Below are 14,938 nucleotides of genomic sequence, written 5' to 3' on the forward strand. Positions count from 1 at the left end.
CCTATGTTCAACACCTTAAATCTGGTTTTTAAATCCTGGGTTATTGAGCAGTTCAAAGTGCACAAGCTTGCTTATGAGCGCGAGCGCAATACACCTGCTTCCCACACAGGAAATCTCATACTCGGGTTGTGGTTTACCTTTGCGTTTGTGTGCCTCAAGCCGCAGATTGCCGGCGTGCCTGCATGGCGTTTACCTCTGATTTACTACCCGCACATCAATTTTGCTTCCCCTTCGTTGCTGGATCCTGTGCGTTTTGCGCTGCAGAGCCTGTGGCTGCTCTGTGTTAGGCCGCAATCGCCGGGCCATCTTAAAGCCCAGCTGCAGGCGGGCACCAAACAGCTGATCCGCCGTGTGAAAGGCATTTTCTATTTACCCTTGGGGCGCATTGCCAGCCTTATTGAATGGCTGGAAAAAAAAGCGACCGACGCCGACACGGAAGATCTTAAAGCGGTATTGAAAGAAACCAAAACCGGGCGGATGATCAATGTTCTGCTGCTGATAGCAGTGGTCTCACTTGCTATGATCTGTTTTACCGTGCCGTTCGGGTTGGAAGCCCAGATGGTGTTTGTTCTGTTGTTGTGGGCGCTGGCCATGATGTGCCGGCGAATGTCAGGCCATTTTCCGACCTTGCTGTTGATCATCCTGTCGGTCACAGCTTCGTGCCGCTATCTGTGGTGGCGCTATTCTTCTACGCTGAACTGGGACGATCCTCTGGCGTTCATACTGGGCGTTTTACTGTTACTGGCAGAAACTTACTCTTGGATCGTGCTGATTTTAGGCTACTTTCAGAATATCTGGCCGCTGAACAGAAAACCGGTTGCACTGCCACCAGAGACAAAAGTTTGGCCTACAATTGACATAATGATACCGACTTATAATGAAGATCTGGACGTTGTGCGTGCCACTGTGTACGCCTCTCTGGGCGTCGACTGGCCAAAGGATAAGCTGAATATTTATATTCTGGATGATGGTAAGCGAGACAGTTTTCGCGATTTTGCCCAGGAAGTTGGCGTGCATTATCTGCGACGGCCAACGAACGAGCACGCCAAAGCGGGCAACATTAACTATGCCCTGCAGCGCTCACAGGGAGAATTTGTGGCCATCTTTGACTGTGACCACATTCCGGCCAGAGCCTTTTTTCAGCTGACAATGGGCCTGTTCCTGAAAGATCCGAAACTGGCGCTGATTCAGACACCACACCACTTTTTCTCGCCGGATCCGTTTGAGCGTAATCTGGCCAATTTTCGCGATGTGCCCAACGAAGGCAACTTGTTTTACGGCCTGATTCAGGACGGTAACGATCTGTGGGATGCCACTTTCTTTTGCGGCTCATGCGCCGTTCTGCGCCGAGGGCCACTGGAAGAAGTCGGTGGCATAGCGGTGGAGACAGTCACTGAAGACGCGCATACCTCACTGCGGATGCACCGTCTGGGCTATCACTCGGCGTATCTGAAACAACCGATTTCAGCCGGTCTGGCAACGGAAACCCTGTCGGCGCATGTCGGCCAGCGAATCCGCTGGGCCAGGGGCATGGCGCAGATTTTCCGGGTGGATAATCCGCTGACCGGCAAAGGACTCAAGCTGTCCCAGCGGCTGTGTTATGCCAATGCCATGCTGCATTTTTTGTCGGGCATTCCCAGGATCATTTTCCTGACCGCGCCACTGGCGTTCTTATTGCTACACAGCTTCATTATTTATGCACCGGCGCTGGCGATCATTCTGTACGTGTTACCGCACATGGTGCATGCCAGTATGACCAACTCGCGGATGCAGGGGGAGTTTCGATATTCATTCTGGGGTGAAGTGTATGAAACCGTCCTGGCCTGGTATATCGCGCGCCCGACCACAGTGGCACTGTTTGCCCCGCATAAAGGGCAATTTAATGTCACCGCCAAGGGCGGGCTGGTTAAAGAATCCCATTATGACTGGGTGATTTCCCGGCCCTATCTGGTGCTGGTATTGCTGAATGTGGTTGGGCTCGGCATGGGCCTGTACCGGTTGGGATGGGGGCCGGAGAACGAAGTGGCCACTGTGCTGGTGAATATTGTCTGGACCCTCTACAACCTGCTGATCCTCGGCGCGGCAGTGGCGGTGGCTGTTGAAGCCAAGCAAATACGCCGTGATCACCGGGTTGACGTTTCTATGCCGGTGGCGGTGAGACTCAGATCCGGACACCTGCTGCAGGCTGAAATGAAAGATTTCTCGCTCAGTGGCTTGCGAGTCCAGCTGGGTGAGCAGGACAGTGAGCGTCTGGATGTTCAGGTGAATCAGATACTGGAGGTGGTGCTGAGTCGCGGTCTGCAATCCTATGTATTTCCGGCAACCATCGCCTTTAGCGGCAAAGGTATGCTGGGGCTGCAGCTCAGTGAGCTCAGCACGCAGCAGCAAATTCAGTACGTGCAATGTACATTTGCCAGAGCAGACATCTGGGCGAAGTGGCAGCAGTCTTATCAGTCTGATAAGCCCATGTCGAGTATGAAATCTGTGCTGCAGGTCGGCTGGAACGGATACCGCCGCCTGATTCAGCACAGCCCGGCACCAGTTGCTGCGCTGGCACAGGGTGTTTCACTCTTTGGTGGCCTGATTTGGTCACTGAGACCACGTAATGTCCCCAACAGGGCTTAAAAAATGAAAATCAATAAAACAATAAAAACAACGGTTGCCATACTCAGCAGTCTGGGTACGGCGGCAATGGCCAGTGCGCAGGCCACGGCAGTTAACACCGATTCAGCGGGAGTCACGACGCCTTCACATATTCACTCGGCTGTTATCCAGCGAGATCTGCCCTTCTCACAATTGGGCTTTAATGGCTCTATCGGTATTTACGGCAGTGAAGCCAACGCCAATGTCGGCTTTGGATCGCGTCTGGATGAGGTGATAGCCAAAGCCAACCTGCATTTTGATGTCACGTCATCCCCGGCGCTGCTGGCACTGGTGTCTCACATCAAGGTGTACCTCAACAATGAGCTGATGGGGGTCGTGCCGGTCACGGATGGCCAGCAGGGCAAAAAAAGCAGCGTGTCTATGCCGCTGGACTCACGTTATTTCAGTAACTATAACCAGATCCGGTTTGAGCTGATTGGTAACACCCATAAAACCTGCTCTAACCCCAATGATGCCAGTATCTGGGCGGAGATCAGCCAGAGCAGCCGGGTCGAACTGTTTGTGCAGAAAACCCAGCTTGAAAGCGATTTGAGTGTATTGCCGGCGCCATTTTTTGATCCCCGTGATTTTGGCAGGTTAACCCTGCCGGTCATTATGGGGGCTGACTATGATCTGCCGGAGATAAAAGCGGCGGGTGTGTTGGCGTCTCATTTTGGTGCGCTGTCGGGGTGGCGGGGAGCGCAATTTTCGCTCTTGTTCGATCAACTGCCAGAGCAGCATGCTGTGGTGTTTGTCACTAATGACAATAAACCCGATTTTCTGCGTGACTTCCCGGATGCCGACGGGCCGTATTTACAGGTGATCACCCATCCGACCAACCCTTATGTCAAGCTGCTGCTGGTGCAGGGGCGCGACAGTCAGGATCTCAATACCGCGGTTCAGGGGCTGGCACTGGGTACCCAGTTGTTAACCGGGCCAATGGCGAAGATCAATCAGGTGCTTCAGGTCAAACAGCGCGTCCCTTATGACGCGCCCAACTGGGTTGATACCTCAAGGCCCGTGGCGTTCACCGAGCTGGTGGAACAGCGCAGTCAGTTGCAGGTGGAAGGCCGCACCCCACCACCGGTACGGCTGAGTTTTCAGCTGCCGCCGGATTTGTTCACCTGGCAGAGCCGCGGTATTGCTATGGATCTGCAGTACCGTTATTCGCCGCCAATGAAAGATAACTCTGGCTCTCGGCTGACTCTGGGGATCAACGATGAGTTTGTCGAAGCGTTCAACCTGACAACAGCCGGTCAGGGTGGTGAATCCAAGCGTGTCCGGGTGCCATTACTGGATGACGGTTTGCTGGGCGGCAGCGACCGGGTACGGATTCCGGCGTTCAAAGTGGGCAGTAAAAATTTCATCGATTTCGAATTTGGCTTTGCCTCTGTCACGGAGGGGAATTGCCAGATCACTCAGCCGAGCAAACAGTATGCCGTGGTTGACGGCGACTCGACCATTGATTTCAGTGGCTTCCCGCATTATATCCAGATGCCGAACCTGCGCTCCTTTGCAACCTCCGGGTTCCCGTTTACCCGCATGGCAGACTTGTCGGACACGGCAGTGGTTCTGCCCGCCTCTTCGTCAGTTGAAGCGCTGCAAACCTTTTTGAATGTCATGGGCCGGTTGGGTGCGGATGTCGGTTACCCGGCTATCAAGGTCACGGTGACAGACCAGTGGGACAGCGCGACGCTGAAAGGCAAGGATATCCTGAGCATAGGTGTGGCACAGGAACTCACTCAGGCGATTGGCGAACCGGATCAGGTGAATCTGGTTCTGCAGTCCGGGTTGCGCCAGATCCGCCTGCCGGGCCGCAACGAAACCTTATCAGGCATGAACTGGCTGGGCAGGGCGTCTGACAATCCGGAGGCTGTCGATCTGGTGTCGGTCAATGCCAGCGGCAAGTTTGCCGCCATCACAGGCATGGAATCTCCGTTCACCAAGAAGCGCAGTCTGGTTGCGATCATGGCTGCCAGTCCGCAGGCATTCAGCCTGGTGGATAATGCCATCATTGATTCGGGGAAAGTGGAGCACATGTCAGGCTCTGTGGTGATCCTGCGTGATCAGGAAGTGGCCAGTTATAACGTCGGCCAGCATTATTTTGTCGGCAAGTTGCCGGTGCTGAAATTGATCTGGTATCACTTCTCCAATCACCCTGTGCTTGTCGCCAGCCTGGCGGTGTTGCTGGTGGTGATTGTCACTGTCTTCCTGTGGCGGGTGCTGCGGAAAATTGCCGCCAGAAGACTGGCACGCAGCGGGGAAGAGGCATGAAAAGCCTGATAATTGTGCTGAGTCTGCTGTTCAGTTCCCACAGCCTGGCAAACCGCTGTGAATGGCCGCAATGGCAAGAGTTCAAATCGGCTTACCTGAACGATGGCCGTGTGATCGATGGCAGTGACGAGCGCCGGATCACCACATCCGAAGGTCAGTCGTACGGCTTGTTCTTTGCCCTGATAGCCAATGACAAACCGGCCTTTGCCGCCATGCTGGACTGGACGCAAAGCCAGCTGGCAGAAGGCGATCTGACGGCGCGCTTGCCGGCCTGGCTGTGGGGAAAACAGCCATCGGGACGCTGGGGCGTGCTGGATGATAATCCGGCCTCAGATTCAGATCTCTGGATTGCGTACACGCTGGCAGAAGCGGGCCGCCTCTGGAATAACCATTACTACCAGTCGCTGGGCCATTTGATGGCCAGCCGGATATTGCGTGAAGAAACCGTGGATATCGACGGCCTGGGCACTGTGCTGCTGCCGGGTTCGGTGGGGTTTGAACTGGAGAACGGTCAGTATCGGGTCAATCCGAGTTACCTGCCGCTGCAGCTGATTGCCCGGATGGCACACCTTTACCCGCAATACCGCTGGACGTCGCTGTACCGCACCAGCCTTGCCATGATTCTGGGCACTATGCCTGCAGGTTTCAGTCCGGACTGGGCCACGCTGGCCAACGGCCGCTACACCGCAGATCAGCAAACCGGGCCGGTGGGCAGCTATAACGCCATTCGTACCTACTTATGGGCAGGCATGCTCAGCGAAGATTCGAAAGATAAAACGACACTGGTGAAGGCAATGCAGCCCATGGTGGCGGCTACTGCGGCTTTGTCGGCCCCGCCACGCACGGTGAACACTCAGTCGGGCCAGTATCAGGAGCAGGGCAGTGCCGGATTTTCTGCCGCCATGCTGCCCTTGCTGGCCGCGTCAGGTGAAACCTCGCTGTTGCAGGCTCAGGCCGGGCGGGCAGCCCAGCACCTCATCAGAAACCAGGACGATCATTATTACGACAATGTGCTGGCGCTGTTTGGCGAAGGCTGGCACCAGCAACGTTATCGCTTCGGCGTACAGGGTGAACTGGAGCCAGCATGGGAAAAGGGATGTCAGTAACTGTTTCGCTAAACGCAAGTATTCTGATTGCACTGGGTCTCAGCGCCGGGTCAATCAGCCTGTCCGCTTACGCCGGTATTGTGCCGGCAACACCTCTGACACCGCAGCAGCTTGAGCAGGTCTATCAGCCGATAGACGCGGTGACCACATTTTCCGCCGTGCCATCAGATAACAGTTCGGTGGCGTTTCTGGTTAATCAGATTGAGCTGGCCACGGCGTTAGGTCGCGATGATATCGTTGAGAGTGCGCTGGAGCGATTACTGGCGATTGACAGCCGGCACCCGGACGGGCTGTATTACCAGGCACGGCTGCTGATCAAACAAAACCAGCTTCAGCAGGCCCAGGAAGTCCGAAATCAGTTAAGAGCCAGCTCGCCGCAGTCGGTGCAGCTCAAGGCGCTGAATGATCTGATTGCCATTAACGGCCGCAAAAAAGCCGACTTGCAGCAAGCCAGATTACTGGTGCGCGCCGGTCGTTATGAGCAAGCGTTGAAAGCCTATGATGCGCTGTTCCCCAATGGGATGCCCTCGGCCGAGTTGCAGCTGGAATACCTGCAGGCTGAAAGCAGTCTCAGTGAACGCTGGGAAAGCGTGAAGCAGGGGCTGGAGCAGCTCAATGCCGCGTATCCCGGCGTGCCTTCATTTCAGCTGGCGCTGGCAAACCATATTCGCCGCCGCGATGCTGCCGATCCCTGGATTCTGGCGACTTACCGCCAGCTGGCACTGCGTTCGGATATCGGCACAGTGGCCGCCAATGCCTGGTTGCGCGCGCTGGATCAGCAGCCGATATCGGCAGAAGTGGCCGAACAGTACGGCATTGTCGCCAGCTATTTTCCGTCTGATACCGCTATCAATCGCGCCAACCGCAATGCGCAGGCTCGCTGGGAAACTGAGCAGACGCTGCGCAAAGATCCCACCTATCTGGCCAAACTACAGGGGCTGGCGCTGATAGAGCAAGGGACATACCCGCAAGCCAAAAAACAACTGGAATACGCTTTAACCACGCGCCCGGACGATCCTGACATTCTGGGCGGCCTCGGCATGGTGTACCTGCGCCAGGGGCAGCAGGGTAAAGCACTGGATTACTTCCGACAGGCGCAGCAGCTCGACGATGATCCCGACAATGTCAGTAAGTGGCAGTCGCTGGTGGAAGCGTCTTCTTACTGGGCGTATCTGGATGAAGGTGATGCGCTGAGACAAAAAGGCCAACTGAATCAGGCAGCGCGCGCGTATCAGAAAGCCATGCCAGTGAATGCCGCTGAACCCTATGCTTACCTCAAACTGGCAGAACTGTATCAGCAGCAGCAGAAATTTGCTGACGCTGAACAGGCTTACCGGCAAGCTTTGCAGCGTGATCCCGGTAATGCGCAGATTGTGCGCGGCCTAGTGAATCTGACACTGGAAAGCCAGGGGCTGGCGGCGGCGATTACCTTTGCAGAGCAGTTGCCCCCGGCCCAGCGGCGGCAAATTCGCGGCACCTTACTGGAGATGAAAAGCCAGTTAGTGGTGCAACAGCTGAGCAGCGCGCTGGCTGAGAATGACACTCAGGCTGCAGAGCAATTTGCCAAACAATTACTCCAACTGGATCCTTCCTCCCCCTGGCAGCGTCGCGATATTGCCGATGCTTTAGTCGCTGCCGGGCAGCGCAACCGGGCTGACGCTCTGATGCAGCAATGGGCCGCCGGCAGCCGCGACCCGGAGATGCAGTTCGCCTACGCCTTATACCTGAGTCAGGCCGGCCGGGACGATGAGGCCATTGCCGTGCTGTCTCGTGTGCCTGCTGCCAGACGCAGTGAGGCCATGCAGGGTAATTTGCTGCGGCTGCGCCTTGATCAGTCACTGGCTGATCTGTCTGTCCGCTATCAGGCCAACCCGGATGCCGTGCGCCAGCAACTGCATTCGCTGGCGCAGCAGTATGCCGGTCAGCCAGACGTTTTGTCGCGGCTGGCGGTGACATGGGCCGGTTTAGGCGAACGCCAGCAGGCTGAGAATCTTTACCGTCAGTTAACCCCGAGCGACGCCTGGTCGGACACCGCCCAGCTTGGCTATGGTGAGCTGATGATAGAGCTGGAGCACTTCAGTGCCTTTGATCAGTGGCTGGACAAGCAGGGGCAGGCGCGTGTTAACGGGCAGCGGGACGTCACATCGCTTGCCGTATTGGGTACGCTTAATACCCGGCGATTGCTGGCAGAAGCGGCGATCCTGACTGAACAAAGGCAGTTTCGCCGGGCGCAGGCGCTTTATCAGAATGTGCTCACCGGAGCCAAACCTGCCCCCGAGCCTTACCGTACCGATGCCCGGCTTGGCGTGTTACAAACCAGTGCCGCATTGGGAGATAAGGCTGTCTATCAGCCGGTCTCTGAGCAGCTGTATGGCAGTCGAACCCTGCTGACGGCCAGACAATTAATGGCCGCCGCCCCTGTGATGAACCGTCAGGGCGAAGATGACAAAGCCCGTGAACTGAACCGCTTACTGAGCCAGCGGCCAGACGCGGATGCGATGGATTACCGTAACAGCATGGCCCTGGCGATGGATAATCAGCAGTGGGCGCTGGCAGAGCAGCGAGGTTATCAGGCACTGAATGCGGATCGCATCGAAAAAAGCGCGGATGGACAGGTGGTGCAGACCCAACCACCCGATTTACGGACGCTGTATCAAGAGGCCGAGGATTACTGGCTGACCCGTAATGTTAAAGCTGACATCGACCGTCTGCGCGATCGCAGCGATGGCCACCTCATCATCGGCTGGGATTACAGCGCCCGTGACGGGGAAAACAAGGCCAGTCAGGTGCCGATCGAAGCGCGGATCCCACTCGAACAATGGGACGGCCATCTGATCATGCGGGCCGATTATGTCTCACTCGACTCCGGCGATCTGGACTATTACGACAAGTTTGACGATTCCAATGCGCAGTACGAGCCGCTGCGCGCCCGTGACACCGGGCTGGCCTTTGGCATCGGCTGGCAGGCGGACAACTGGCAGGCCGATATCGGCACCACACCGCTGGGCTTTGCGCAGTCAACCTGGGTGGGCGGCGTCACGCTTGAGGGGGATATTGGCGATTTCGGTGTGTCCGGCACCTTGTCGCGCCGACCGGAAACCAGCAGTGTGCTGTCGTATGCCGGGATGAGTGTGCCGGGATCTGCTCCGGTTGATGGTAACTCAGGAGCAATAAATGCTGACCCAGCCGGGACACTCTGGGGCGGTGTGGTCAGCACAGGTGTCAAACTCAATGCCAGCTGGGACATTGGCGGCCCGTACGGGTTCTGGAGCAGTGTGCAACATCATCTGATCACTGGCGAAAAGGTGGCCGACAACACCCGGCTGGCCCTGCTGGGCGGCGGGTATTACAAACTGATTGCCACGGATGATCAGCGTTTAAGTATCGGCACCAATCTGCTGTATTTTGACTACGATAAAAACCTGAGCGAGTACACACTGGGCAGCGGCGGCTATTACAGCCCGCAGCGCTATGTGTCGCTGTCGCTGCCGGTGAATTATTATGGCCGCTACGACAGCAGCTGGTCTTATCTGGTCAGCGCTTCTGTGTCCAATTCCTGGTCGCGAGAAGATGCGCCCTATCAGTCGGACGGTGAATCAGATAAAGGTGGCGGTTTTGGTTATTCACTGGAAGGCGCACTGGAAAAGCGGGTCAGCAGTCGCTGGTATGTCGGGGTCGCCGTGGACTTGCAGCGCTCTGATTTTTACGAGCCAAACCATTTTATGCTGTATACCCGATTTACCTTCAATGATCGCTGGCAACCGATCGATTACCCGCCTTCAGTGCCCCGCCTGTACAGCGATTTTGACTGATACCCGCAACCGTCACTGACATCGCAACAAATAACAACAGGCGCATGCTGATGCGCCTGTTGGTCAAGGGCTTATTCCCTGTTACTCATCCGGTGTGCAGACCCGGATTCTGTGCCCGTCAGGATCCAGTGCCACAAAAGTCAGGCCGAATACCGCGTCATGCAAAGGCTGCTCAATCACGACACCGGCATTCTGCCATTGGTCATACAGCGCCCTGACCTGCTCGTCACCCGGCACCATAAACGCGAATTCACTGCGGTGGCCCTCGCCGCCGGAGACAAAATTGCGCGCCTGTTCCGACCACAAGCTCAGGTTAAAGCCGTTTTCAAACTCATACGCTACGTAAGTCGGGTGCGCCGCCACAGGCTCACGGCCAAGCAGGCGGCTATAGAAATCTGCGCTTGTTTCCGGGTTTTTCACATACAGCAGCAACAGGTTAGGTGTCATTCTCTCTTTCCTCTGTGAGTTAATCGTCGGTGTGTACAGCGCTGAGATTAGCGCGTGACACTGTCAGAAAGTGGCAGTATCCTTTTGCATATGCGTACCGAACGATTACTCCAGCTACTCCAGATTCTTCGTCAGCACCGTCAGCCTGTCAGCGGACAGCGGCTGGCCGACGAGTTGAACATCAGCATTCGCACCCTGTATCGGGATATCGCCACACTGCAGGCCCAGGGGGCGCAGATCGACGGCGAACCCGGCATGGGTTATGTACTGAAGCCCGGATTTTTCCTGCCACCTTTAATGCTCACTGAAGCTGAAATCAGCGCCATCATGCTGGGTGTCCGCTGGGTCTCAGCCTTTGGCGATGTGCCTATGGCCAGCGCCGCCGACTCCGCACTGGCGAAAGTCACTGCCGTGCTCCCCGCCGATCTGGTGCAGGGCGCCAATGAGGTGCCGCTGCGCGTCGGCTCGCCGGCTGAGCTTGCCACTGAAGATCTCACCCTGTTCAGAAAGGCCATCCGGCTGGAAAGAAAACTCGCCATCCGTTATCGCGCCGCCGATGGGAAAGAGAGCACCCGGGTGATCTGGCCGTTTGCGATCGGCTATTTCGCCCAGGGCAGGGTACTCGCCGCCTGGTGCGAACTGCGGCAGGATTTTCGTCACTTCCGCACGGAGTGGGTTGCGGATGCTTTGATGATGGATCAGGCCTATCCGAGACGGCGTCATGCGTTGTTTCGGGAGTGGCGGGAGAAGGAGTTAAGACTGCGTCAGGGCTAGGGTGCATAAAGGTACGGCTGGGGATTTTGGTACGGGGGAGGTATGTCGCGCTTGAGTCTGGTGTCTCTTTTGGCATGGTGCGATGCGCGCCAGTGACTCTTTGCTGGCACAAAGAGTAACCAGAAATGCCTTTTTGTTCTTTGGTGTGGTCCGGGGCGGTTGTAGGCGCTCCCGGCGCCGACAACCTAAAAATTCGTCCTGAATTTTTCCCCTGGGGGAGTGGGTTTCTTGAATTTAGATATTCTTGTTGGGCAAAAGCGATTTCAGTCATGCATCAATGACATCAACTCTGTCATTCCCGCGACAGGCGGGAATCCATGTAGCGAGTGCGGTTTCTAAGGCTGGGTGAGTATGTCGCGCTTGAGTTCGGTGGTTCTCTTGGCATGGTGCGATGCGCGCCAGGTACTCTTTTGAGGCAAAAGAGTACCCAGAAATGCCTTTGGGTTCTTTGGTGTTGTCCGGGGCGGTTGTAGGCGCTCCCGGCGCCGACAACCTAAAAATTCGTCCTGAATTTTTCCCTAGGAAGTGCCATCAATGTACATTTTCAAGCTGTTATTCCCGTGCAGCGAGTGTGACTTTTAAGGCTGGGTGAGGTATGTCGCGCTTGAGTCTGGTGCTTCTTTCGGCATGGTGTGATGCGCGCCAGACACTCTTTGTTGGGCCAAAGAGTGCCCAGAAAGCCCTTGTTTTCTTTGGTGTGGTCCGGGTCGGTTGTAGGCGCTCCCGGCGCCGACAACCTAAAAATTCGTCCTGAATTTTTCCCTGGGGGAGTGGCACTGTTTGGGCTTGTAACTCGTTATTGCCCCAAAGTGATTCAGCATGTGATTTTAGGCTAAATCTGACATCCAAAGATTGACCAAATTTTAGTAATGAGACAAAGTTGATTAAGCTTGTTGTTTTCAGGCACGTTTGAAGCGTTAGCGTCGCAGTTGAAGAGAGCTTGCACGCAGCCACCGCTAGGCAGCTTCAAGTGAGGAACAAACATTCTCAATGTCGGCGGAATACGTAGAGTTCAGATGCAAGGAAGTCAAATAACCCATCATCATACGATCCTCTTACGTAATCTGCTTCTTACAAAACAAGCCACGGCAACGGACTCGGAAAAACGCGCTGTTGCGTTATGATCGTTACAATCCATAAGGATATAGGGGGCTAAGTGAAATTCTCTGAAATTAATTTTGAATATACAGATGCACAAGAGGAACGTATTCATGCGCCTGAATTAATTGAAGCGGCGTATGTTGATATAAACAGTATTACTAAAGAAATATTCAAGCCAAATAAGTACCTTGTTTATGGCCCTAAAGGTGCAGGTAAATCTGCACTTGCCTCAAAGTTGAAAGCGATGTCGAAATCACAGTGGGATTTCTTTTGTGATGTAGACGACCTAGAAGAATTCGAGTTCAACCTTTTAAAGAAAACTGGGGGAACATCGGGAGAAAAAATCGGTGGTAGCGTGACCGTGTGGAAACTTCTTTTGTACATTCGGATTGTATCACTTTACCAAGACAATGGGTTAATAAATGATTCTGGCAGCTCCGCAGTAGCGTTATTTGATGACCTTAAAAAATATGGATTGCTTGGCTCCAAAAGTCTGATACAAGTAGTTCAAGAGACTTCAAGAAAGGGGCTATATGCCAAATTTTCCGCTACAATTTCTTCAATTCAAGGAAAATATGATAAGTCTAGTGATTCAAAAGTTAAAGACCCAGCAGAATTAGTTGAGTCCATTGAATTAGCTCTTTCTGAGCTCCCTAAGATAGAAGCGTCACATTTTTTGATACTTGATGGTCTAGATTATTTGTTGAGAAATGGCCGAAATTATGCGGGTTACTTAGCAGATTTAGTCGCAGCAATAAGACAGGTTAACAACTTCTTTTCTGAGAAAGGCAATAACAGTAAGGTAATAATTTTGTTTCGTGATGAAGTGCTTGATTTGGTGCCTGACCCTAACCTTACAAAAAGAGCCAACGATAACGGAATAGCACTGGATTGGTATGATAAAGAAGGAAGGCCATTTGATAGTTATCTTTTGCAGGTCATTGAAAGTAGAGCCCACCTTTCCGGATTTAACAAAGATATTAAGTATTTATGGAAAGAATGGTTCCCAGCAGAAATAGCCGGAAAAGATAGTATTCTCTTTGTCTTGGATAGCACAAGATATTTGCCTAGGGATCTAATTAGTTTCTTTAGGGCTATGCAGTCCATCAAAAAGGAGCCACCATTTACTGATCAGGATGTATTCTCAGCTCTTAATTCATATTCAGAGTGGTTTGCATCAGAATTGAGCGACGCCCTTGTAGGTTTAGTTGAAGAGGATGTGAGGAGTAATGTTGAGGCTATATTGTCGGAGATTGGACCAAGATTTGAAACTAAGAATTTCAAAGAAAGTCTAGAGGAGTACGGGCTTGATGAAGAACATGCCGAAAAAATACTCGGTATTATGTTCAGTACTTCTTGGATTGGTAATGTATGGGAAAAATTTGATAGTCCTCGCTATGCGTGGAAGCATAGACGAAAAAAAGCGGTATTTTCACCTAGAAAGACCTCCGTTGTTCACAATGGTCTGCTTAAGGCATTAAACCTTCGATAGATAATTGTAACAAGTCAAAACACGCGGACGCAGTAAACTTCGCCCGTGTTCGAGGCGTTCATCCATAGAAATTTTTATCCGAAACTTATGAGTTAGAGTTAAGGCTTTAACTCGGAAATTTCCAAAAACGAGTTACAAATTAGGATATTCCATCCCCCACAGGGAAAAATTCAGGACGAATTTTTAGGTTGTCGGCGCCGGGAGCGCCTACAACCGTCCCGGTCCACACCAAAGAACAAAAAGGGCTTTTCTGGGCACTCTTTGGCCCAACAAAGAGTGTCTGGCGCGCGTCACACAATGCCAAGAGATACACCAAACTCAAGCGCGACATACTTTCAGCTTTACCTGAAATCGCTTGTTCATCGTCTGCGCCACATTGACGTAATCCCCAACCCCAGAGAAAAATTCAGGACGAATTTTTAGGTTGTCAGCGCCGGGAGCGCCTGCAACCGTCCCGGACCACACCAAAGAGTACTGGTGCGGCGTCACACAATGCTGAGAGATGTACCAAACTTAAGCGCGACATACCTCTGTCCCACTGAAAACACCTGTTTATTGATCCTCTGAAACGAAGCAATCCGTAGTGGTTTCGTGAATGGACGCATTGCCTTAATGATCTTTACCGTGGATACTGAAGCTATATTTGGCTAAGCCTGATAAGAGGAAGCCCAAGTTATTCGCCCAGGCGCATAAGGATAATCATCATTAAGTGGGAAATATTTAAAGATCTTGATGCTCCATGTTCAGACATATCCTACCAATGGGTTTCTGAGCACGGTGCTCGCTTAATTATTGTCATGTATTTTTCCAGAGTTATTGGAGGCTGTGGCAAGGATCTTGAGCTTACTTTCGACAAGCCGATTGCCCTGCAATGGGAGGATGAGTCATATGGACTTATTGATCTACCTGACACACTCCCAAAATGTTCAACAGAAAATTTCACGAGCTGGACGTATCCGACTTTGATTATTTCAGGATCCAAGTGGGCTGATTTGTATGCGGCCAGAACGCATAGCACAGAAGAGTGTAAAAATCATAAACTAATGCACTTCGCCTTTATATCCATGAATGATTTACTTCATGTGTTATCGGACGAAATGCCTAGTGCAAGATTAATCGAGCCAACAGACGTCTAAGAAACGACAATGTTGCAACTGCTCTTAATTGTATCTGTCCAATCATGAGCTACAAACCAGAGTTACCCCCAATCTAGGGAAAAATTCAGGACGAATTTTTAGGTTGTCGGCGCTGGGAGCGCCTACAACCGTCCCGGCCCACAGCAAAGAACA

7 protein-coding genes are annotated in these 14,938 nt (G+C 53.2%); 6 read left to right on the forward strand and 1 reads right to left on the reverse strand.

All coding sequences use genetic code 11. The features are described from left to right. Nucleotides 1–3: 3 nt before the first annotated feature. From bcsA to L6J37_RS19900, 4 genes are read left to right on the forward strand one after another with little or no spacing between them, the layout of a single operon-like run. Nucleotides 4–2,625 carry a UDP-forming cellulose synthase catalytic subunit gene (gene bcsA, locus L6J37_RS19885; protein ID WP_237796341.1) on the forward strand — a complete coding sequence of 874 codons (2,622 nt, stop codon included), beginning with the start codon at nucleotides 4–6 and terminating at the stop codon, nucleotides 2,623–2,625. Between the two features lie 3 nt (nucleotides 2,626–2,628). Then, complete coding sequence (gene bcsB / locus L6J37_RS19890; protein WP_237796342.1) at nucleotides 2,629–4,917, forward strand: cellulose biosynthesis cyclic di-GMP-binding regulatory protein BcsB; 2,289 nt, start codon at nucleotides 2,629–2,631, stop codon at nucleotides 4,915–4,917. After that, nucleotides 4,914–6,023, forward strand: a complete 1,110-nt coding sequence (gene bcsZ, locus L6J37_RS19895) for a cellulose synthase complex periplasmic endoglucanase BcsZ (RefSeq protein ID WP_237796343.1) — start codon at nucleotides 4,914–4,916, stop codon at nucleotides 6,021–6,023. Before bcsB ends, bcsZ begins: the two co-directional genes overlap by 4 nt. Continuing rightward, the gene (locus L6J37_RS19900; RefSeq protein WP_237796344.1) at nucleotides 6,014–9,835 is read left to right on the forward strand and encodes a cellulose synthase subunit BcsC-related outer membrane protein; all 3,822 of its coding nucleotides are present in this window, start codon (nucleotides 6,014–6,016) and stop codon (nucleotides 9,833–9,835) included. The genes bcsZ and L6J37_RS19900 overlap by 10 nt, the downstream gene beginning before the upstream one ends. An 81-nt stretch (nucleotides 9,836–9,916) precedes the next feature. On the opposite strand, the gene L6J37_RS19905 is transcribed toward L6J37_RS19900, so the two are convergent. Further along, nucleotides 9,917–10,282 carry a VOC family protein gene (locus tag L6J37_RS19905; RefSeq protein ID WP_192017251.1) on the reverse strand — a complete coding sequence of 122 codons (366 nt, stop codon included), beginning with the start codon at nucleotides 10,280–10,282 and terminating at the stop codon, nucleotides 9,917–9,919. Between the two features lie 54 nt (nucleotides 10,283–10,336). On the opposite strand from L6J37_RS19905, the gene L6J37_RS19910 reads away from it, so the two are divergent. Both L6J37_RS19910 and L6J37_RS19915 read left to right on the forward strand, forming a co-directional pair. Beyond that, nucleotides 10,337–11,056: a helix-turn-helix transcriptional regulator gene (locus L6J37_RS19910; protein ID WP_237796345.1), complete on the forward strand. Its 720-nt coding sequence runs from the start codon at nucleotides 10,337–10,339 to the stop codon at nucleotides 11,054–11,056. A gap of 1,156 nt (nucleotides 11,057–12,212) precedes the next feature. Further along, on the forward strand, nucleotides 12,213–13,649 hold the full coding sequence (locus L6J37_RS19915) for a P-loop ATPase, Sll1717 family (protein ID WP_237796346.1): 1,437 nt from the start codon (nucleotides 12,213–12,215) through the stop codon (nucleotides 13,647–13,649). The last annotated feature ends 1,289 nt before the right edge of the window (nucleotides 13,650–14,938 follow it).

The organism is Photobacterium sp. WH77 (genome assembly GCF_022014395.1).
Taxonomy (GTDB): Bacteria; Pseudomonadota; Gammaproteobacteria; order Enterobacterales; family Vibrionaceae; genus Photobacterium; species Photobacterium arenosum.